This window comes from Sulfitobacter sp. G5_S2_6_S6 (assembly GCF_054968505.1).
In genome coordinates, this window is the sequence record NZ_JBQKUI010000001.1 from 695,580 (window position 1) to 714,877 (window position 19,298).

General features: G+C 58.5%; 26 protein-coding genes. 8 read left to right on the forward strand and 18 right to left on the reverse strand.

Translation table 11 applies throughout. From position 1 onward, the window contains the following. Nucleotides 1–7 precede the first annotated feature (7 nt). A complete protein-coding gene (locus ACTRWK_RS03420) occupies nt 8–838 on the reverse strand; it encodes a helix-turn-helix domain-containing protein (RefSeq protein WP_009825327.1) in 831 nt (276 codons plus the stop codon). A 220-nt stretch (nt 839–1,058) separates the two neighbouring features. On the opposite strand from ACTRWK_RS03420, the gene ACTRWK_RS03425 reads away from it, so the two are divergent. After that, nucleotides 1,059–1,418: a helix-turn-helix domain-containing protein gene (locus tag ACTRWK_RS03425; RefSeq protein WP_005849925.1), complete on the forward strand. Its 360-nt coding sequence runs from the start codon at nt 1,059–1,061 to the stop codon at nt 1,416–1,418. A gap of 3 nt (nt 1,419–1,421) precedes the next feature. On the opposite strand, the gene ACTRWK_RS03430 is transcribed toward ACTRWK_RS03425, so the two are convergent. Next, on the reverse strand, nt 1,422–2,189 hold the full coding sequence (locus ACTRWK_RS03430; RefSeq protein ID WP_037941329.1) for a sulfite exporter TauE/SafE family protein: 768 nt from the start codon (nt 2,187–2,189) through the stop codon (nt 1,422–1,424). A gap of 146 nt (nt 2,190–2,335) precedes the next feature. On the opposite strand from ACTRWK_RS03430, the gene ACTRWK_RS03435 reads away from it, so the two are divergent. Then, nucleotides 2,336–4,021: an acyl-CoA dehydrogenase family protein gene (locus ACTRWK_RS03435; protein ID WP_037941297.1), complete on the forward strand. Its 1,686-nt coding sequence runs from the start codon at nt 2,336–2,338 to the stop codon at nt 4,019–4,021. Between the two features lie 50 nt (nt 4,022–4,071). Beyond that, a complete protein-coding gene (locus ACTRWK_RS03440; RefSeq protein ID WP_037941294.1) occupies nt 4,072–4,467 on the forward strand; it encodes an META domain-containing protein in 396 nt (131 codons plus the stop codon). Here ACTRWK_RS03440 and recO read toward each other — a convergent pair. The 11 genes from recO to folK all read right to left on the reverse strand — a co-directional run bounded on the left by recO (nt 4,439) and on the right by folK (nt 13,198). Next, complete coding sequence (recO, locus tag ACTRWK_RS03445; RefSeq protein ID WP_462843790.1) at nt 4,439–5,176, reverse strand: DNA repair protein RecO; 738 nt, start codon at nt 5,174–5,176, stop codon at nt 4,439–4,441. The two genes, ACTRWK_RS03440 and recO, sit on opposite strands and share 29 nt — an antisense overlap. Beyond that, nucleotides 5,176–5,505 carry a DUF1491 family protein gene (locus ACTRWK_RS03450; RefSeq protein ID WP_184581438.1) on the reverse strand — a complete coding sequence of 110 codons (330 nt, stop codon included), beginning with the start codon at nt 5,503–5,505 and terminating at the stop codon, nt 5,176–5,178. Before ACTRWK_RS03450 ends, recO begins: the two co-directional genes overlap by 1 nt. A 60-nt stretch (nt 5,506–5,565) precedes the next feature. Continuing rightward, on the reverse strand, nt 5,566–6,474 hold the full coding sequence (gene era, locus ACTRWK_RS03455) for a GTPase Era (RefSeq protein WP_037966775.1): 909 nt from the start codon (nt 6,472–6,474) through the stop codon (nt 5,566–5,568). Then, complete coding sequence (rnc, locus tag ACTRWK_RS03460; protein ID WP_005849933.1) at nt 6,471–7,157, reverse strand: ribonuclease III; 687 nt, start codon at nt 7,155–7,157, stop codon at nt 6,471–6,473. The genes era and rnc overlap by 4 nt, the downstream gene beginning before the upstream one ends. Then, a complete protein-coding gene (gene lepB, locus ACTRWK_RS03465; protein ID WP_005849934.1) occupies nt 7,154–7,990 on the reverse strand; it encodes a signal peptidase I in 837 nt (278 codons plus the stop codon). The genes rnc and lepB overlap by 4 nt, the downstream gene beginning before the upstream one ends. Before the next feature lie 105 nt (nt 7,991–8,095). Continuing rightward, nucleotides 8,096–8,509 carry a holo-ACP synthase gene (acpS, locus tag ACTRWK_RS03470; protein WP_005849935.1) on the reverse strand — a complete coding sequence of 138 codons (414 nt, stop codon included), beginning with the start codon at nt 8,507–8,509 and terminating at the stop codon, nt 8,096–8,098. A 9-nt stretch (nt 8,510–8,518) separates the two neighbouring features. Then, a complete protein-coding gene (locus ACTRWK_RS03475; protein ID WP_009825335.1) occupies nt 8,519–9,271 on the reverse strand; it encodes a pyridoxine 5'-phosphate synthase in 753 nt (250 codons plus the stop codon). Continuing rightward, nucleotides 9,255–9,950, reverse strand: coding sequence for a DUF2062 domain-containing protein (locus ACTRWK_RS03480; RefSeq protein ID WP_005849937.1), 696 nt, complete (start codon nt 9,948–9,950; stop codon nt 9,255–9,257). The genes ACTRWK_RS03475 and ACTRWK_RS03480 overlap by 17 nt, the downstream gene beginning before the upstream one ends. Before the next feature lie 34 nt (nt 9,951–9,984). Next, nucleotides 9,985–12,135 (reverse strand): RelA/SpoT family protein, encoded by a 2,151-nt coding sequence (locus ACTRWK_RS03485; protein WP_009825337.1) that lies wholly within the window; start codon nt 12,133–12,135, stop codon nt 9,985–9,987. Between the two features lie 36 nt (nt 12,136–12,171). Continuing rightward, on the reverse strand, nt 12,172–12,525 hold the full coding sequence (gene rpoZ, locus ACTRWK_RS03490) for a DNA-directed RNA polymerase subunit omega (RefSeq protein WP_005849941.1): 354 nt from the start codon (nt 12,523–12,525) through the stop codon (nt 12,172–12,174). A 70-nt stretch (nt 12,526–12,595) separates the two neighbouring features. Further along, nucleotides 12,596–13,198 (reverse strand): 2-amino-4-hydroxy-6-hydroxymethyldihydropteridine diphosphokinase, encoded by a 603-nt coding sequence (gene folK / locus ACTRWK_RS03495; RefSeq protein ID WP_353935658.1) that lies wholly within the window; start codon nt 13,196–13,198, stop codon nt 12,596–12,598. Nucleotides 13,199–13,326: 128 nt separating this feature from the next. On the opposite strand from folK, the gene ACTRWK_RS03500 reads away from it, so the two are divergent. From ACTRWK_RS03500 to ACTRWK_RS03520, 5 genes are all read left to right on the forward strand, one after another. Then, nucleotides 13,327–13,872: a LabA-like NYN domain-containing protein gene (locus ACTRWK_RS03500; RefSeq protein WP_005849944.1), complete on the forward strand. Its 546-nt coding sequence runs from the start codon at nt 13,327–13,329 to the stop codon at nt 13,870–13,872. 144 nt (nt 13,873–14,016) lie between these two features. Beyond that, complete coding sequence (gene ispH, locus ACTRWK_RS03505) at nt 14,017–14,967, forward strand: 4-hydroxy-3-methylbut-2-enyl diphosphate reductase (RefSeq protein ID WP_064215903.1); 951 nt, start codon at nt 14,017–14,019, stop codon at nt 14,965–14,967. Continuing rightward, complete coding sequence (locus ACTRWK_RS03510) at nt 14,964–15,416, forward strand: DUF3429 domain-containing protein (protein WP_037941280.1); 453 nt, start codon at nt 14,964–14,966, stop codon at nt 15,414–15,416. The genes ispH and ACTRWK_RS03510 overlap by 4 nt, the downstream gene beginning before the upstream one ends. A gap of 69 nt (nt 15,417–15,485) precedes the next feature. Beyond that, a complete protein-coding gene (rnhA, locus tag ACTRWK_RS03515; RefSeq protein WP_005849948.1) occupies nt 15,486–15,941 on the forward strand; it encodes a ribonuclease HI in 456 nt (151 codons plus the stop codon). Further along, a complete protein-coding gene (locus ACTRWK_RS03520) occupies nt 15,938–16,561 on the forward strand; it encodes a trimeric intracellular cation channel family protein (protein ID WP_009825341.1) in 624 nt (207 codons plus the stop codon). The genes rnhA and ACTRWK_RS03520 overlap by 4 nt, the downstream gene beginning before the upstream one ends. A gap of 2 nt (nt 16,562–16,563) precedes the next feature. On the opposite strand, the gene ACTRWK_RS03525 is transcribed toward ACTRWK_RS03520, so the two are convergent. The 5 genes from ACTRWK_RS03525 to def (ACTRWK_RS03545) are packed head-to-tail and all read right to left on the reverse strand — an operon-like array spanning nt 16,564 to nt 19,228. Beyond that, nucleotides 16,564–16,803: a hypothetical protein gene (locus tag ACTRWK_RS03525; RefSeq protein ID WP_005849950.1), complete on the reverse strand. Its 240-nt coding sequence runs from the start codon at nt 16,801–16,803 to the stop codon at nt 16,564–16,566. A gap of 3 nt (nt 16,804–16,806) precedes the next feature. After that, nucleotides 16,807–17,721: a methionyl-tRNA formyltransferase gene (fmt, locus tag ACTRWK_RS03530; RefSeq protein WP_180828124.1), complete on the reverse strand. Its 915-nt coding sequence runs from the start codon at nt 17,719–17,721 to the stop codon at nt 16,807–16,809. Nucleotides 17,722–17,751: 30 nt separating this feature from the next. Continuing rightward, on the reverse strand, nt 17,752–18,249 hold the full coding sequence (gene def / locus ACTRWK_RS03535; protein ID WP_037941272.1) for a peptide deformylase: 498 nt from the start codon (nt 18,247–18,249) through the stop codon (nt 17,752–17,754). Continuing rightward, nucleotides 18,246–18,713: a peptide deformylase gene (gene def, locus ACTRWK_RS03540; protein WP_289081641.1), complete on the reverse strand. Its 468-nt coding sequence runs from the start codon at nt 18,711–18,713 to the stop codon at nt 18,246–18,248. Before def (ACTRWK_RS03540) ends, def (ACTRWK_RS03535) begins: the two co-directional genes overlap by 4 nt. After that, nucleotides 18,710–19,228 carry a peptide deformylase gene (gene def, locus ACTRWK_RS03545; protein ID WP_037941269.1) on the reverse strand — a complete coding sequence of 173 codons (519 nt, stop codon included), beginning with the start codon at nt 19,226–19,228 and terminating at the stop codon, nt 18,710–18,712. Before def (ACTRWK_RS03545) ends, def (ACTRWK_RS03540) begins: the two co-directional genes overlap by 4 nt. Nucleotides 19,229–19,298: the final 70 nt, after the last annotated feature.

The following is a 19,298-nucleotide window of genomic DNA, read 5'->3' on the forward strand; positions in this document are numbered from 1 at the left end:
TAACCGGCTAGAAGCCGACGATTGCATCCTCCGGCATGCCAACCATCGCGTCTTGATCCAACCCAGAGATGGTGACGTGACGTGATCTATCTACCGCGGATATCAAAGCAAAGCTTCCGTCAGGGAAGCGGCTCGCCATCAAAAGTCGTTTATAGGCCAATGGGATAAGCTCGCCGCCTGCCGTGTTCCTCGGCATTTGCGTCACAACCTCGTCAAGGCGGACCCCGCCATTCGCCTGAACCTCACGAAAGGGGAAATCCAGCATCGCCTCAAACTCGGGACCGCCCGGAAAATTGCCGAGAGGGCGGCCAATACTGCTGCGCGCATTCTCCCAACCCCACCAACTTGTGTAAAATGATTCTTGTCCGACTTCGATACAGATCCAACCACTGGGTGAGTCGCGATACACTAGGACATATGGGCGAATTTGTTGAAAATTCTCATGTTCCAACCGGCCCTCGCTCTGCACCCAGGCCGAGAATGCCTCCTTGATCATTTCAGATTCACCGTCCCAAATCTGGGTAAGTGGCCGTTGCTGCTGATAAAAATTCCATCCGTTGGGTGTTTCGTGGGACAGCCGTAAAAGCCCACCCGTGCTCCGCGTGTTGCCCTTGATCCAGACCTTGCCCCGCGCGAGAAACTCACGCGCTTCTGGCAAAGCTTCTTCACCACGCTGTGTTAATTTGTACCGGCGCTCATCAACCTCAAACATCGGAGCCCCCAAGAACTCCTCAATTTGGGCGATATGGCGCCGAACTGTCTGCCGCGTACTTCCCAACAAGCGCACAGCTTGACTGAGGTTCAACGTATCCGCGAGGACGGTAAAAGATCTAACCATTTCATATAGTAACGGCGGAATTCGGTCCGCGTCAAAATCAACTGGCTTTGGGCTGTCGACAGTGTTCATTCGTCACCAATGGTAAATTAATCATACATTAAGGCATTATTCATAATACACCCTTGGCCACTTTGTAACCACAAATTGAATAAATCTATCCAATTGAACGGAAAGAGTGATTTGGGGATGACTAGTTCAACAACAACCGGAGGTAATTAATATGTCGCATCCAGTGGACATCCACGTCGGCAAAAAACTTAAACAGATCCGTACGCTGCGTCGGCTTTCCCAAACTGATGTGGCCAAGCGGTTAAACCTGTCGTTCCAGCAAATCCAGAAATACGAAATCGGGTCAAACCGGGTCGCGGCAAGCCGCCTGTTTGAACTGTCCCAGATTTTAGACGTAACGCCCGCATATTTCTTTGAAGGTCTGCATGACAACACGAATGATGCGCCCAAAGCCGACCCGAGCATCGAGATTGTCAGCGCCTTGGCCGCAATAAACGATGACGCGCTCAAAACACGTATTGTGACGTTTATCGAAGATGTGTCTGGGCTGACGGTCGCGCGTCAGGGCTAAGCCTTAACCAAACACCCCTCGGCGCACCAAGTTTGCGCCTGCAATCAATAGGATGACCAGCGTCGCTTTCTTAAAGGACGCTTGGTCAATCTTATCCATGACTTTGCTGCCAAGCCACATACCGGTGAGCGACGGCAAGATCATGACGGCGGAAAAGGGCACGGTTTCAGCGCGAAGCACGCCAGATCCGAAGTGTGAAAACAACAATAGCACCGCGCCGAGTCCGTAGATGACACCCTGAACCCGCATTTGGTCGTGCTTGGGCGTGCCCAATGCGGTCAGGTAGGCGACGGTAGGCGGCCCCCAAACGGCCGATACGCCACCGACCGCCCCGGCGAAGGCACCTATAAATGCTTCTAGTTTTGTAGATCGGTGCGACAGGGTGAAGCTACGCCCCGTGACCTGCCACAGCGCGAACAATGTGATCGGAACACCAATCACCAGCAGCATCGTATCGGCGGCGAGAAAACGCACGGTCTGCGCTGACAAGCTAAGCGCTATGCCGCCCGCAATCAGGAAAACCTTAAACATTTTGATGGAGTCCCAAGCCGCGGCCACCCCCTGCCTTAGTGCCTGAAACATATTGGTAATTACAGTCGGGAAGATCAGCCCGGCAAGGGCAAGCTCAGGCGACAAGAACATCGTTAGCCCTGAGATTAGCACCAGCGGCATCGCGAACCCCACGACGCCTTTAATGAATCCCGCCACAAGGCCAATTCCAAAGGCGAACGCCCATTCTGACGGCGTCAATAAACTGAAAAACATGTCCATATCGCACGTCATACCAAGATTGCAGCGGAGCGCACGCGAAATCCTTAGCGTAATTTTAAACCAAATTGACGCAGCAAAACGTATCTTTATTGTGCTGCACCTGCGAAAAGGTTATGCCGTGCTTAACCAAACAAGGGAGCTTACAGATGGCACATGATGGACAAGACGTGATTTCTGGCGCGGACATCGTGATCGATGACCTGCTCGCAACCACCAGATCAACGCTGGCCCCGGTAGACCGCCTTTTAGAAGCCGCTAAATCCGCGGTTCGTGCGACCGTTTCTCAAGACGGGAAAGTGTCGAATGCACTGGTCGAAGAAAACCAAACCGCCGCACATGGTCTTGCGTGGCTTGCAACCTACGCCCAATCGCTTCACCAGATGCAGCTATGGGCAGAGAAGCTCGACGCAGATGGCAAGTTTTCAGAAACAGAACAGCTGATCCATCAAATTGCATTCGGCGAATACCTGTGCCAGATTTCCGGCGGCATTCAGATGAACCAAGGGGAAATTCTGCGCTTGCACGATCTTGGCGTCTCTACCACAGATCAAAACGCGTTTTCCAATGCTGGCATCACGACACTGCAGCAACGAGGCAATTCGCAGGCTGCACGCACGCGCCTTGTCGAACTCATGCAAGAGCAAAGCGCCAACATCACCGTCGGGCGGTCCGGCCTTGACGAAGAGCTGGAGATGATCCGCGAACAGTTCCGTCGTTACGCTGTTGAAAAAGTTGAACCATTTGCCCACGAATGGCACCTGAAGGACGAGCTGATCCCGATTGAAGTCATCAATGAATTGGCAGAAATGGGCGTTTTCGGCCTGACGATCCCAGAAGAATTCGGTGGCTTTGGGCTGTCCAAAGCCTCTATGTGCGTCGTCTCGGAAGAGCTGTCGCGCGGCTATATCGGCGTGGGCTCGCTCGGCACGCGGTCTGAAATCGCGGCCGAACTGATCATCGCAGGCGGGACGGACGCCCAAAAAGAAAAGTGGCTCCCGCGGATCGCCAGCGCCGAGACCTTGCCCACAGCCGTCTTCACGGAACCGAACACCGGCTCTGACCTTGGTTCTTTGCGCACGCGCGCGGTGAAAGATGGCGACGATTATAAGATAACTGGCAATAAAACCTGGATCACGCACGCGGCCCGGACCCATGTGATGACGCTGCTGGCGCGCACGGATCCGCAGACGTCGAACTACAAGGGCCTGTCGATGTTCTTGGCCGAGAAAACGCCGGGCGACGACGCGAACCCTTTCCCTTCCGAAGGCATGACCGGCGGCGAGATCGAAGTGCTCGGCTATCGCGGCATGAAGGAATACGAGCTCGGTTTCGACGGCTTCCACGTCAAAGGTGAAAACCTGTTGGGCGGCGAAGAGGGCAAAGGGTTCAAACAGTTGATGGAAACCTTTGAAAGCGCGCGCATCCAGACAGCCGCGCGTGCCATCGGGGTCGCGCAATCCGCGCTCGACATTTCGATGCAATACGCAATTGATCGCAAGCAGTTCGGCAAGTCTCTCATCAACTTCCCTCGCGTGTCGTCCAAACTGGCGATGATGGCGGTCGAAATCATGATCGCCCGCCAGCTCACCTATTTCTCGGCGTTTGAAAAAGACGAAGGCCGGCGCTGTGATGTCGAAGCGGGCATGGCCAAACTGCTCGGCGCACGGGTCGCTTGGGCGGCGGCTGACAATGGCTTGCAGATCCATGGCGGCAACGGTTTTGCACTCGAATACAAAATCAGCCGTGTCCTATGTGACGCACGTATCCTCAACATTTTCGAAGGCGCGGCAGAGATTCAGGCGCAGGTCATCTCGCGCCGTTTGCTCGGATGAAGTTCGGGCAGCCTGACGCGTGAAATCGTCGGGCTGCCTATCCGGACCCCATGATCAAGCTGACCTCACTCTTTCTGGCCATAGCCCTGACAACCCAGTGCAGTCAGGACGAAACTCTGCGGGCGTATGGGGCCGCCGATCGCCTATGGCGCTTGCAAGAACTAAACGGGGTCATGTTCTCAGCAAACACACAGATGTCCTTTCCAGAAAAAGAACAGGTTACCGTTCAAGGCCCCTGCAATCGGATGTCCGGCACGAACAAGCTGCCCTACCCCTGGTTTTCTTTCACGCTCATATCCTCCACCAAAAAGGCATGTCCTGATCTCAGCCAAGAAAACATTGTTATCGACGCGCTCAACAACGCCACCCTCGTCGAGATTCTGAATGACGTCATGATTCTGTCTAACACCGAGAACCTTAATATGGTGTTTCGCGCCGTTGACTAAATGCCTCGACGTAGCGCGCGCGCGCCTCGGGTAGGGGCTTGTCCCCTAGATCGCGCGCCAGATGCCGCTCTAGGAAATATCCCGTGGTTTTGAACGCCAGCGCAATATCCGCATCGCTCGCATCCCCTTCCCCACGTAAAACGGGCGACAATGGCAGCATTTTATCAACCCACTCCCCCGCCCCTTCTCGGGTCACGGCACGCCCCGTTTTCGGAGATACAAAGACCAGCCCGCTGGTCCGTCCGGTCACCGCACAGGCGCTCAGATCAAGCCCATAGCCAAGCTCGTCTAACAGGCTGATTTCCCATTGAAGATAGGCCAATGGCCACAGGTCCCCCTGCCCCAATAGATCCAGAAGCGCTTCAGTTCGACGATATAATGGCGGATGCGCTTCGCGTTCGGGCAATGCAAAGGCAAGCAGCCCCGTCACCGCATTCAACCCCGCAAGGCTCAGCCGATCATGCATTGCCAATGCGGCGCGGCTGCGTACGGGCTCTACAATAAACGCGCCGATATGATCCTCAAGCCGCGCGCGCCATGCGATGTCTAACTGCGCACCCGGTTGGAGAATTGGGGCAATCTTGCGACTGGTACCCCCACGCACGATCCCGGCGTGGCGGCCGCGCTCGGGGGTGAACACCTCGATGATGGCCGATGTCTCACCATGGCGGCGCGCGCTGAGCAAAATGCCTTGATCGCGCCATTCCATCAGCTCAGCCCGTCCTCATGCAGCAGATGCCGACCCTGCCTGTCTTCTACCTCGATCACCCATAGGTCCGGATCAAAGCCGCGCTGTCGGCTGATCGACGCATCAACCTCCGGCTCCTGTCCACTTGTCATTTCGACCCAGGTCCGCTCACCACTGATCAAATCGAAACTTTTCTGAAAAAGCTGTGCATTTCCATCGAGCGTTGCGAGCTTCACCAGAACAGCGCCGCCGGTGTCATCCCCATGCGCGACCACGAAGGCAGGAATATCATAGACCCGCAGCCGCGCCAGATAGGCATCGACCCAGAACCGCGCGGTCAGCCGGGCCATGACAGCCCCGTCGTTCCAAATGGTGTAAAATCCTCCCCGAAGGGTCGGGCCGCACCAGATCTAGACATTGCCGTCTTTGAACTCCAGCCCCATCTCGGAGTAGCGCTCCGCCTCGTCCAGCCAGTTCGGGCGCACTTTGACCTGCAAAAACAGATGCACTTTCCGCCCCAGAAACTCTTCAAGCTCCTCGCGAGAGGCTTTGCTGACCGCCTTGATCGTCTCGCCCTTGCTGCCAAGCACGATCCCCTTGTGACCGTCGCGCACCACATAGATCAACTGATCCACCCGGGCAGAGCCGTCTTTACGCTCTTCCCAGTTCTCCGTCTCGACCGTCAGCTGATAGGGCAGCTCCTGATGCAGACGCAGGGTCAGTTTCTCACGGGTCATTTCGGCGGCGATCATGCGCATAGGCAGATCGGCAATCTGATCTTCGGGATAGAGCCAAGGCCCCTCGGGCAATTCGCCCGCCAGCCATTGGCGCAACGTATCCACACCATGCCCCCGCTCGGCCGAGATCATGAATGTTTCGGCAAAATCATAGCGGTCGTTCATCTCTTTGCTCAGCCCCAACAGGACCGGAGCTTCGACACGGTCGATCTTGTTGATCGCAAGCGCGACCTTGCGCCCCTGACCAATGTCAGCGAGGCCTTCCAGGATACGTTCGACCCCTTCGGTGATCCCGCGGTTGGCCTCGATCAGCAGAATGACAACATCCGCATCGGCAGCGCCCCCCCAAGCCGCGGCCACCATGGCGCGGTCCAAACGGCGACGGGGCTGGAACAGACCGGGCGTGTCCACGAACACAAGCTGGCTTTCCCCTTCCATCGCGACCCCACGAATACGGGCGCGTGTGGTCTGCACCTTATGGGTCACGATCGACACTTTCGCGCCGACCATGCGGTTCAGCAACGTCGATTTGCCCGCGTTGGGCTCGCCGATCAGGGCGATAAATCCGGCGCGCGTGGTCATGAGGGTCTCTCCAATTGGGCCAAGAGCGTCTTGGCAGCGGCCTGTTCGGCCTGACGTTTCGATGGGGCGGACGCAACGGCGCTGGCCCCGTTTTCAATCCGGGCGGTGATGGTAAACACCGGGGCGTGGTCTGGCCCCTGCCGGTCAGTCTGAACATAGGCGGGGGGCGGCAAGCCGCGCGCTTGCGCCCATTCTTGCAGCGCGGTCTTGGCGTCGCGGGCGTCTTGCTTGACCTGCATCACACGGTCACCCCACAATCGCAGGATCAACGCTTTGGCCTCGTCAAATCCGCCATCCAGATAGACAGCCGCGATGATAGCCTCGATCGCGTCCCCCAACAACGCCTGCTTGCGGCGGCCGCCAGACAACATCTCTGACCGGCCAAGCTTGAGCACAGCGCCCATGTCGATCTCGCGCGCGACCTCGGCGCAGGCTTCCTTGCGCACCAATGCGTTGAACCGCGGGGCCAGCTGCCCTTCGGTTGCCGCCGGATCAAGTTTCAGCAGCGCTTCGGCCATCACCAGCCCCAGAACACGATCCCCCAGAAACTCAAGCCGCTGGTTGTCGTCACGATTGGCCGACGACATAGAGGCATGGGTCACCGCGCGGTTCAACAGCTCCGGCTTGGCAAAGTGGTACCCGATGCGGCCTTCAAAGGCCCGGAGATCAGCATTTAACTTCACTTGATCGCCTTAAAGAAACGATCGCTGCGCCATGTCCAGAAGAACAACATCGACCGACCGGCCGAGCTGAACATGATCCGGTCCGCGCGGCCGATCAGGTTTTCGTACGGCACGAAACCGACGCCACCGGCCTGCTGTGCCAGACGGCTATCGGCAGAGTTGTCGCGGTTGTCACCCATGAAAAAGTAATGCCCTTCTGGCACCGTGTAGACACCGGTATTGTCCGACGCCTGATTGCCAATGTTCAGGATCGCATGTTCGACCCCGTTAGGGAGCACTTCGATCTGGCGGGATTTTTCACATACACCACCGGCACCGACGGCACCGTTCTCGCAACGCGGACGCATACCCTGCGGGCCCTGACGGTCCATCACCTCTTCGAAGACACCATCGTCACGCAGTTCAACCGCCGTGCCATTGATGCTGACCACACCGTCGGTGATCTGAACCTTGTCCCCCGGCAAGCCGATCAGACGCTTGATGTAATCGCGACCAGACACGGGATGACGGAAAACCACCACATCGCCCCGCTCGGGCTCTGATCCGAACAAACGCGTGTTGTCGCCGTCAAACACACCGCAGACGTCTTTCGCGTCGACCTCAATGCCGAACCGCGGCATCATCACGCTGGGACAGGAGGCGTAGGAATAGCCATAGGCCATTTTGTTTACGAACAGGAAATCCCCGATCAACAACGTCTCTTTCATCGACCCCGAAGGGATCCAGAAAGGCTGGAAAAACAGGGTCCGAAAGACCCCTGCGATCAACAGCGCATAGACGATTGTTTTGATGGTTTCGACAAAGGCGTTGCCGGTTTTCTCTTTGGCGGCCATTTTGGCGCTCCTGTTCATGCGTTCGAGCGTTACATGCGGGTGCCATTGACGCAAGTCAAGCAACCCTGCCCCCGATCCATCGACCGAATGGGCTATGATCTGCCGTTAGGTCTGAATACCTGCCTTGGGGCGGGCTTCGATGACGACAAAGGCCTGTGCCCAAGGGTGATCATCTGTCAGCGTGACGTGAATGATCGCCTCGTGGCCGTCGGGTGTCATCTTGGCCAAACGCTCCGCCGCCCAGCCGGTGACCTCCATCACGGGCTGGCCGGTGCGCAGGTTGCTCACCGCCATATCGCGCCAAGCGATCCCCATGCGCAGACCGGTGCCAAGCGCCTTTGAACATGCCTCTTTCGCGGCCCAGCGTTTGGCGTAGGTGCCCGCGACATCACGGCGACGTTCGGCCTTTAGCTGTTCGACCTCGGTGAACACGCGATTGCGGAAACGGTCGCCAAAGCGGTCCAGCGTGCCTTGAATCCGTTCGATATTCGCGAGGTCGGTGCCGATGCCCAAAATCATGCCGCGCCCTCAGCCCTTGCGGGCGTCATCCATCAGGCGGCGCATCTCGGCGATGGCGGGGCCGAGGCCCAAAAAGATCGCCTCGCCAATCAGAAAATGCCCGATGTTCAGCTCTTGCACCTCGGGGAAAGCTGCGACGGGGCTGACGGTATCATAGGTGAGACCGTGGCCCGCGTGCACCTCAAGCCCCAGATCATGGGCGAATTTTGACATCTCTTCGAGCTTTTGCAGCTCCTTTTGCGCTTCCTCCCAATGTCCTTCGGCATAGGCGTCGCAATAGGCACCGGTGTGCAGTTCGATCACCTCTGCCCCGATGCGGTTCGCCGCCTCAATCTGGCGCTGATCGGCGGCGATGAAGATGCTGACGCGGCTGCCCGCTTCGCGCAGAGGAGCAATGAAATGCGCCAGCCGGTTTTCCTCCCGTGCGACTTCAAGCCCGCCTTCGGTTGTCCGCTCTTCGCGCTTTTCCGGCACGATGCAGACGGCATGGGGTTTGTGGCGCAGGGCGATGGCCTGCATCTCTTCCGTGGCGGCCATCTCGAAGTTGAGCGGCACGTTCAACACCTCTTGCAGTCCTTCGATATCCGCATCTGTGATGTGGCGTCGATCCTCACGCAGGTGCGCGGTGATGCCATCAGCGCCGGCCTCTTGCGCGGCGCGGGCTGCGCGCAGCGGGTCCGGATAGGCACCGCCGCGCGCATTCCGCACAGTCGCCACGTGGTCAATATTTACGCCAAGCCGAAGCTTACCTTGTGCCGCCATGGTCTTTCCCCTCCAGAGCCGCCTGCTCTGCCTTGCGTTTCGCCTCGGCCTTGGCCGAGGCTTTCTTTTTCAACAAATCGAACTTGGCCTTGATCGCGCCCTTGCGCCGCTTTTGATAGGCCCGCAGCAAGGGCACGGCCAGATAATAGGCGATCGTGGCGCAGATCATGCCGGGCACGATGCCCCCGATCAGATACGGATAGAACACCTGATGCCAGAAGACCTCAAGCCCTGACCAATCCATGTCGCGGCTGGTAAAGATCGCCACAAAGTTGGCCAACAAGTCGTGACCGGCGTCAAAGAACTTGCCCCCGAAGGACCGATGCTCCCCCGTCCGCATGTGGGAACCGAGAATCCAATGCCCCATGGACAGCGATGACAACCCGATCGGGACATAGGTCAGCGGGTTGCCAAAAAACGTCCCCATCAATGCGGCCAGCAGATTGCCCCGCATGACACGCGATACCAGCGCCGCCACGATAAAATGCATGCCGTAGAAGGGCGTAAACGTGGTAAAAACACCGGCCCAGATGCCACGCGCAATGCGTTCGGGCGTGTCGGGCAAGCGGCGCATCCGGTGTTTGACATAGTGAAACGCCCGCGTCCAACCACCCCGAGGCCACATGAATTCAGCCATCGCGCGCACTGTCGGCTTTGGGTCGCGGCGTTTGAAAATCAACAGTTCGTCCTTGGGTCAGTGCAGTCCGGGCGGATCATGCGTCTTTGGTACCTGCCTTGAACAAGTCGGGGTTCCGGTATCGGCTGATCTCGGCGACCTCGCTCTCGGCCTCCAACATCGGGATCAAAGAATGTAGATGCGCAATGTCTCGCAGTTCTACGTAGATCAACAACCGATAAAAGTCAGGCTTGCGGTCCAAAAATTCCAGATCCGCGATATTGGCGGAGGATTGGCCAATCAGCGTACAAATCCGCCCCAGCACGCCCGCCCCATTGCCGATGGTCAGATCCAGTGTCGCCCCATAGATCGCGGGATGTGGCCCGTCGTGCCAACGCAGGTCCAGCCAGCGTTCGGGCTGGTCCTCGTAATGCGACAGACGCTCGCAATCGATGGTGTGGATTTTGACGCCCTGCCCGCGGAAGGTGATGCCGACAATGCGTTCCCCCGGCAGCGCCTGACAACAAGGCGACCGGTCAAAGGATTGCCCCGCTTCCAGCCCCACCACCGCGCGCTTGCGGTCGACATGTTCCCCGGGTTTGGGGCGCAGGTTGGGATAGACGGCCTGCACCACCTCTTGGCCCGTCAGTTCGGCAGAGCCAAGCTGCGCCAAAAGCTCCTCCGCGCTGGAAAGGCGCAGGTTGCGCGCCGCGGTGCGCAGCACTTTCTCCGTCGCCGATTTATTCATCTGCTCGAAGGCAGAGCGGGCAAGTTCGCGTCCAAGGCTGACAAAGCGCGCGCGATCCAGTTCACGCAGCGACCGACGGATCGCCGTCTTGGCCTTGCCCGTCGTTGCGATATCCAGCCATGTCGCCTGCGGTGTCTGACCTTGGGCGGTAATAATCTCGATCGACTGGCCGTTTTTCACCCGCGTCCACAAAGGCACGCGCATCCCGTCGATCTTGGCACCCACGCAGGCAGACCCGATTCGCGTGTGGATCGCATAGGCGAAATCAATCGGCGTCGCCCCACGCGGCAGCTTGACCACCTCGCCCTTGGGGGTAAAGCAGAACACCTGATCGGCGTACATCTCAAGCTTGACCGCCTCGAGGAAATCTTCGTGATCCTCCTCTGAATCGAGCTGCTCTGTCAGTTGCGCGACCCATTTGACCGGATCAACAGCAAAGGGGTTCCGCGACCGCACACCGTCACGATAGGACCAATGCGCCGCCACACCGGATTCAGCGACATCATGCATTTGCCGCGTTCTGATCTGCACCTCGACCCGTTTGCCGTCACGGCCAGAGACGGTGGTATGGATCGACCGGTAACCGTTCGTCTTGGGCTGACTGATATAATCCTTGAACCGGCCCGGCACGGCCCGCCAGCGCCGATGGATGGTGCCAAGTGCGCGATAACATTCATCCTCCGAGGTGGTGATAACGCGGAAACCGTAAATATCCGATAAACGGGAAAAGGATTGCTGCTTTTCCTGCATCTTGCGCCAGATCGAATACGGTTTTTTCGCCCGCCCAAAGACCTCGGCCTCGATCCCGGCTTTCTCAAGCTCGTGCCGCATGTCGCCGGTGATTCGTTGGATGACATCGCCCGTTTCGCGCTGAAGGGTGATAAAGCGCCGGATGATCGACTGTCGCCCTTCGGGGTTGAGCACGCGAAAGGCCAGATCCTCGAGCTCTTCGCGCATCCATTGCATGCCCATACGCCCCGCAAGAGGCGCATAGATATCCATCGTTTCACGTGCTTTCTGGATCTGCTTGTCAGGGCGCATCGACTTGATCGTGCGCATATTATGCAGCCGATCCGCCAACTTAACCAAAATAACCCGCAGATCTTTCGACATTGCCATGAACAGCTTGCGAAAGTTCTCGGCCTGTTTTGTCTCGTTGGAATTCAGTTGCAGGTTGGTCAGCTTGGTCACGCCATCGACCAGTTCAGCGACATCATGTCCGAACTTTTCATCGACGCTGCTATAGGACGCTTTCGTGTCCTCGATCGTGTCGTGCAGCAATGCGGTGATGATGGTCGCGTCATCCAGCTGCTGTTCGGTCAAAATGGCCGCGACAGAGACCGGATGCGTGAAATAGGGCTCTCCGGAATGGCGGAACTGGCCCTCGTGCATCTGCTGGCCATACTCATAGGCCAGCCTGATCTGATTTTCGTTCGTCTTAGGGTTATAGGCGCGCACAAGCGCGATAAGGTCGTCAGCCGTAATGTCGGCGGTATTCATACCTGTCCTGCCTATAAGCCCCGAAGGGCGCGGGCCTTAGCCCTGCCCTTGTGCCGCCATCAACTGCCGCAGCAGCATTTCTTCGGACATGCTGTCCTCTTCGGGCTTATCTTGCTCAGCCCCCATAAGAAGCGCCATTGCGTCCTCTTCGGGTTCATCAACCTCGATCTGATTCTGGTTGCTTTCGATCAGACGCTCGCGCAGCTCGTCGGCCGATTGGGTTTCATCCGCAATCTCGCGCAGGGACACGACAGGGTTTTTGTCGTTATCGCGATCAACAGTAACCGTAGAACCAGCCGCAATTTCACGCGCACGATGCGCGGCAAGCATGACAAGCTCGAACCGGTTTGGCACTTTATCTACACAATCTTCGACAGTGACGCGGGCCATGGGGATGCTCCAATCATGAATGCTGCAAGAAGCCGACTATTTAGAAGCCATCGGCGGAATTTACAAGGGCCTATTCCAGCGGCCATACCCCCTTTTTATCTGCCTCTGGCAGGTCATTCAACATCTCGCGAACGGTTTTGCCGATCAGGGGATGACGCCAGTCCGGCGCGATGTCCGCCAGCGGCACCAAAACAAAGGCACGATCCTGAAGCCGCGGGTGCGGCAGGATCAGCTGGTCAGGCGCATTGACCATCTGCTGTTCAAGCGGAATCTCCCGCCAATCGGTCTGGGTCTGTACATCCGGCAACACCACATCCCCCATCGCGATGAGATCCAGATCGACCGTCCGAGGGGCCCAACGGCTTTGCCGCTCGCGCCCAAGCTCTGCTTCGACGGCATGAAGAATAGCTAAAACTTGATCCGGCTCCCCTTCTACCCTTATACTAGCGGTTGTATTTACGAAATTCGGGCCTGACCCCGCAGGAAACGCATAGGTTGAGTAAAACGGGCTAAGAGCGGCAACCCGCGCGCCCATACCGACCATAATATCAAGGGCCCGCCGCAGAGTTTCCGCCGGCCCTCCCGCAACTGATGATTGATTGCTCCCGAGGGCGATCAGCGCGCACTTGCCGATTTCACCCCCCTTGGGGTCAGGGATGGCCAATGTCTTCACTTGCTGCCTCTCGAAAAAACCTTAGTTAGTATTGTATTCATAGTCGGAAACTAAATTTGAAACATTTCGTTTTATAGCGGCTCTACACGACGCAAATTTCCGAACGACGTGTATTAGGAAGGCACTTCATGTTCTACAAGGACGAACGGCTCGCTTTATTCATCGACGGCTCCAACCTTTACGCAGCAGCCAAGAACCTGGGTTTTGACATTGATTACAAGCTACTGCGGCAGGAGTTCATGCGCCGCGGCAAACTGCTGCGTGCCTTTTACTATACCGCTTTGCTGGAAAATGACGAATACTCCCCCATACGCCCGCTGGTCGACTGGCTGAACTATAACGGCTTCTCCATGGTGACCAAACCGGCCAAGGAATACACCGACAGCATGGGCCGCCGGAAGGTCAAGGGGAACATGGATATCGAGCTTGCGGTCGACGCGATGGAGCTTGCGCCACATCTTGACCACATCGTGATCTTCTCCGGTGACGGCGATTTCCGCCCGTTGGTCGAAAGCCTTCAACGCCAGGGCGTGCGCGTCTCTGTTGTCAGCACGATCCGCAGCCAACCGCCCATGATCTCGGACGAGTTGCGCCGCCAAGTGGACAACTTTATCGAACTCGAAGACCTGCGCGACGTTATTGGCCGGCCTCCACGTGAAACATCTGACGAATAACCCGCGACGGCGCGCCTAAATCTCCGCATCCCTCATGCCCCCGCAATACGTGCGCGCGCATTTGAAGCATTAGACTGTGCCGCCGCTGGTCTGGACGATGCGCCGCGCAACCCTTACCTATGGCCCATGCCCAAGGAGAGTGTGATGACCAAACCGCCTTTGACCCTGTATCTTGCCGCGCCACGCGGGTTCTGTGCGGGCGTCGACCGTGCGATCAAGATCGTCGAAATGGCCATCGAGAAATGGGGCGCACCAGTTTATGTGCGCCACGAGATCGTGCACAATAAATTCGTCGTCGACGGGCTGCGCGAACGGGGGGCGATCTTTGTCGAGGAACTGTCGGAATGCCCCGATGACCGGCCCGTAATTTTCTCGGCGCACGGCGTACCGAAAGCCGTTCCCGCCAAGGCCGAGGCACGCAATATGGTCTATGTCGACGCGACCTGCCCGCTTGTCTCCAAGGTGCATATCGAGGCGCAACGCCACGCCGACGCGGGGCTGCAGATGATCATGATCGGCCACGCGGGCCACCCCGAAACCATTGGCACCATGGGGCAGCTCCCCCCCGGCGAGGTTTTGCTGGTTGAAACGCCCGCCGATGTCGAAACCGTCGAGGTGCGCGACCCGAGCAAGCTGGCCTATGTCACCCAGACAACGTTAAGCGTCGATGACACAGCCGAGATTGTCGCCGCCCTGAACAAACGCTTCCCGCAGATCATCGGGCCGCACAAGGAAGACATCTGCTACGCCACGACCAACCGGCAAGAAGCGGTGAAGGCAATGGCGCCGAAATGCGATGCGATGCTCGTGGTGGGCGCGCCAAACTCATCGAACTCTCGCCGTCTGGTCGAGGTCGGATCGCGTGCGGGCTGCGATTACGCCCAACTGGTGCAGCGCGCGACGGACATCGACTGGCGCAGCCTCGAGGGGATCAAAAGCATCGGGATCACCGCCGGTGCCTCGGCCCCCGAACAGCTTATCAACGAGGTCATTGACGCGTTCAAAGACCGATATGATGTGACCACCGAAATGGTGGAAACCGCGGTAGAGAATGTGGAATTCAAAGTCCCCCGTGTGCTGCGGGTACCCGCATGACCGGCATCCCCCGCGCGCCGCTTTGGCTTGGCCTTGCCGGGCTTACTCCCTTTGTCTGGGGGGCCTTGACCGGGCTGGTTGATCCCTTGGCGAACTGGGGCGCGGCGACGTTCGGCGGCCGTTTTGTCGGGCCATATATCCAACTGTTCTACGGCACGGTTATTCTTTCCTTCATGTCCGGCGTGCTATGGGGATTCGCAACCAAGACCAGCGGGGCGAAGGCGACGGCCGGCTATATCCTCGCCGTGATCCCGGCGCTTTGGGCGTTCTTCATGACCAGCGGCGGCCCCGTGGGTGCGGGGCTGAACCTGATGTTCGGTTTTGCGGGTCTACTGGTCCTTGATGCCGCCTTCTGGCACTGGCGTCTTGCGCCGCGCTGGTGGCTAAAGCTGCGCACGCTTCTGACCGCCGTCGTGCTGGCGTGTCTGGCTGTGGGCGTCTTTCTGTAGCAGCGAAACTTGCGGGCGGGGCGTAGATTAGGCTGGACGCCCCCACGCCAGACTGGATAAGGCAGCCCCATGACCAAGCTGATTGCATATACTGATGGTGCCTGCTCCGGCAATCCCGGCCCCGGTGGCTGGGGTGCCCTGATGCGGGCGATGGATGGCGACAAGATCGTTAAGGAGCGCGAGTTGAAAGGCGGCGAACCCGCCACCACCAACAACCGGATGGAGCTGATGGCCGCCATCAGCGCGCTCGAAGCGCTGGCCCGCCCGACCGAGATCACGATCGTCACCGACAGTAACTATGTCAAAAATGGCATCACCGGCTGGATCTACGGCTGGAAGAAAAACGGCTGGAAGAATGCCGCTAAAAAGCCCGTCAAAAACGCGGAGCTTTGGCAGCGGCTGGATGCGGCAAATGCGCGGCATCAGGTCACCTGGGAATGGGTCAAAGGCCACGCTGGCCATCCCGAGAACGAGCGCGCCGATGAATTGGCGCGGGCGGGCATGGCCCCGTTCAAAACCAAATGAGCCTGATCACCCTGCTGGAATATGCCTCCGTTCTGGTCTTTGCGATTACGGGGGCGCTGGTCGCCAGCCGCGCTCAGCTTGACCTTGTAGGCTTCGCCTTTATCGCCTGCCTCACGGCCTTGGGCGGCGGCACACTGCGCGACCTGTTGCTGGATCGAAACCCGATTTTCTGGATTGCGAACCCTACCCATCTCGCCGTGGGCGTCACTGCCGCAATGGTGGTTTTCTTTACCGCACATCTTCTCGAAAGCCGCTATCGCGCGCTGCTATGGCTCGATTCCGTGGCGCTCGCCGTGGCGGTTGCTGCGGGTACGGGTGTGGCGATCTCGCTTGATCAATCCGCTGTGGTCGTGGTGCTGATGGGGATGATCACCGGCTGCATGGGCGGGTTGATGCGCGATGTTGTCGTGGGGGAAGTCCCGCTTGTTCTGCAACAGGGTGAACTTTATGTGACCGCCGCTTTCGCCGGTGCTGCAACCGCTGTCATCATCCGTAGCATTCTGGGCGATGATGCGCTGGCGCTGTTTGCCGGTGCCTGTATGACGTGGATTTTGCGTGCCGGATCGCTGTATTTCGGGTGGCACCTGCCCGTGTACAAAAGCCGCCCGCCGCGGGTGTAACGTTACTTTCTACGCCAGTGAAACGGCACGATGATCAGCGCCCCGATAGAGGACGCGATGGCGTTCATGCCGGCCGAATTAAACCCGAAGCCGAACATCAACCGCACAAAATAAAACAGAAAAGCGCCGCCCACGCAGATGATGATCGAGGCAAGATAGCCGTTGCGGGTAAAGCCTGACTTTTCGGCGAAAAAGCCGACAAGCCCCGCGATCACAACCGTGCCAATAAGCGTCGGAAGCATGATTTACCCTTTGCTTAGAACTGTGCCCGCAGCGATCTGCGCACCACGCTGGAATGTCTGCGCATCTTGCGCCGCTTTCCCCGCACGTTGCAAGCGGATCAGCTGAACCGCACCCTTCCCGCAACCGACGCGCAGAGTGTCATCCAGAACCTCGCCCGCTGCACCCTCGCCCTCGGCAAGCTTCGATGCCAGCACCTTCACCCGCGTGCCGTCCAGATCGAACCATGCACCAGGAAACGGCGACAGCCCCCTGATTTGCCGGTCCACCTCTGTTGCGGGGCGCGACCAATCGATGCGCGCCTCGGCCTTGTCAATTTTACTGGCATAGGTCACGCCCTCTTCGGGCTGCGGTTCCGGTTGCAAGTCAGGCAGTTGCCGAAGTGCTTCCACGATCAAGTCGGCGCCCATGGCGCTTAGTCGGTCATGCAGTTCGATCGTCGTCTCGGTGGTGCGGATCGGCGTCGCGGCGCGCAACAGTACGGGCCCCGTGTCCAGCCCCGCCTCCATCTGCATGATACACACGCCCGTTTCAACGTCGCCCGCCATGATCGCCCGATGGATCGGCGCGGCACCCCGCCATCGGGGCAACAAACTCGCGTGGATATTCAGACACCCGGATTTCGGCGCATCCAGTACGGCTTGGGGCAAAATCAGACCATAGGCCACTACAACAGCCACATCCGCGCCGAGCGCTGCAAACTCCGCCTGCGCTTCGGCGGTTTTCAACGAAACGGGGTGACGTACCAGCAACCCCAAAGCCTCTGCCCGTTGCTGAACCGGGCTGGGGCGGTCCTTTTTGCCTCGCCCTGCAGGGCGCGGCGGCTGGCAATAGACGGCGGCGATTTCGTGGCCGGCCAAGACCAACGCATCCAACACTGGCACTGAAAAATCAGGTGTTCCCATAAAGATAACACGCATCGAACACTTCCCTTCAAACCGTAGAGGCAGTCAGCCCTTGTACTTGCGCGCCTTGCGCAGCAGCATATCACGACGCGTTTTACTCAGATTGTCGACAAACATTTTTCCGGCAAGATGGTCGATCTGATGCTGCACGCTGGTCGCCTCCAACCCGACGAAATCGCGCGTCACTGTCGCGCCCTGCTCGTCAAGATACTGCACTTTCACACCACGTGGACGCCGGATCTTGGCCGATATTCCGGGCAAATTCGGGCTCGCCTCTTCGTATTCATTCATGATCGCCGACGCGTCGATGACGACAGGATTTGCCAAACGGATCCGTTTATCCCGCGCTTGCGAGGCATCGACAACGGCGACCTGCAGCGACACCCCGATCTGCGGTGCGGCCAGCCCGACCCCCGGCATCGCGTCCATCGTGTCGATCATGTCGTCCCAGAGCGCACGAATTTCATCATTGATTTCTGCCACTTGGGCGGCGGGTGTCCGCAAACAAGCGTGCGGCCACGGAAGAATGCGACGAACGGTCATTGGCTTTGCTCCTGCGCGACACGGTCGTAAATGACGATGCCATCAAGGTGGTCATATTCATGCTGCACGATCACGGCCTCTGCGCCGGTAAACTTTCGTTCGTGGGTGCCATCAGCATCCGTCCACCGCAACGTAACCTCTGTCGCGCGGGCAATATCCATCGGCACGCCGGGGATCGACAAACATCCCTCTTCGCCAATCGCGCGGGCGTCAGACAGGCTGACAATCTGCGGATTGATACAGGCGACAGGCGTCGGGGTGCCTTCCTTCCAGCCCGCATCGAAAACGAAAATACGCTCGGTCCGGCCAACCTGCGGGGCCGCCAACCCGCGACCGGGCGCGGCATACATCGTGTCGAACATGTCATCGATCAGCCGGTCGATCTCGGGCGTGCGTGTGGCGACAGGCGCGCACACAGCTGTCAGCCGCGCGTCAGGCCAGGTCACGATGTCCAACACGCTCATCCGCGCGCCAGCTCGCGTTTCAGCTTGGTCATTTTGCGCGTGATCATCTGCCGTTTCATCGGTTTCAGATAATCGATAAAAAGCTTGCCATCCAGATGGTCGATCTCGTGCTGCACGCAGGTCGCCCATAGTTTGGTAAAGGTCTCGGTCTGCTCGTTCCCGTCGATATCGATCCAGCGCACGTCCACATCTGCGGGGCGCGTCACATCGGCAAACTGCTCGGGGATCGACAAACACCCTTCTTCATAGGTGTTCAGCGCGTCCGAGGCGGCGATGATTTCGGGGTTGAACATCACCAGCGGTCGCGGCGTCTCCCCCTCTTCCTTTACGCAATCCATGACGATCAAGCGGTTCATCACCCCGATCTGGGGGGCCGCAAGACCGATCCCCGGTGCGTCATACATCGTGGCGAGCATATCATCAGCCAAGCTGCGCAACTCGTCCGTCATATCGGTCACGGGGGCGCATGGCTTTTTCAGCCGCGGGTCAGGGTGTAGTAAAATATTGCGTATCATTTGGTTGATTTAGGCCAACACCTGCGCCGCTGCAACCTCGGGGCTTGCGGTCTGGTCGATTAGGTTTAGC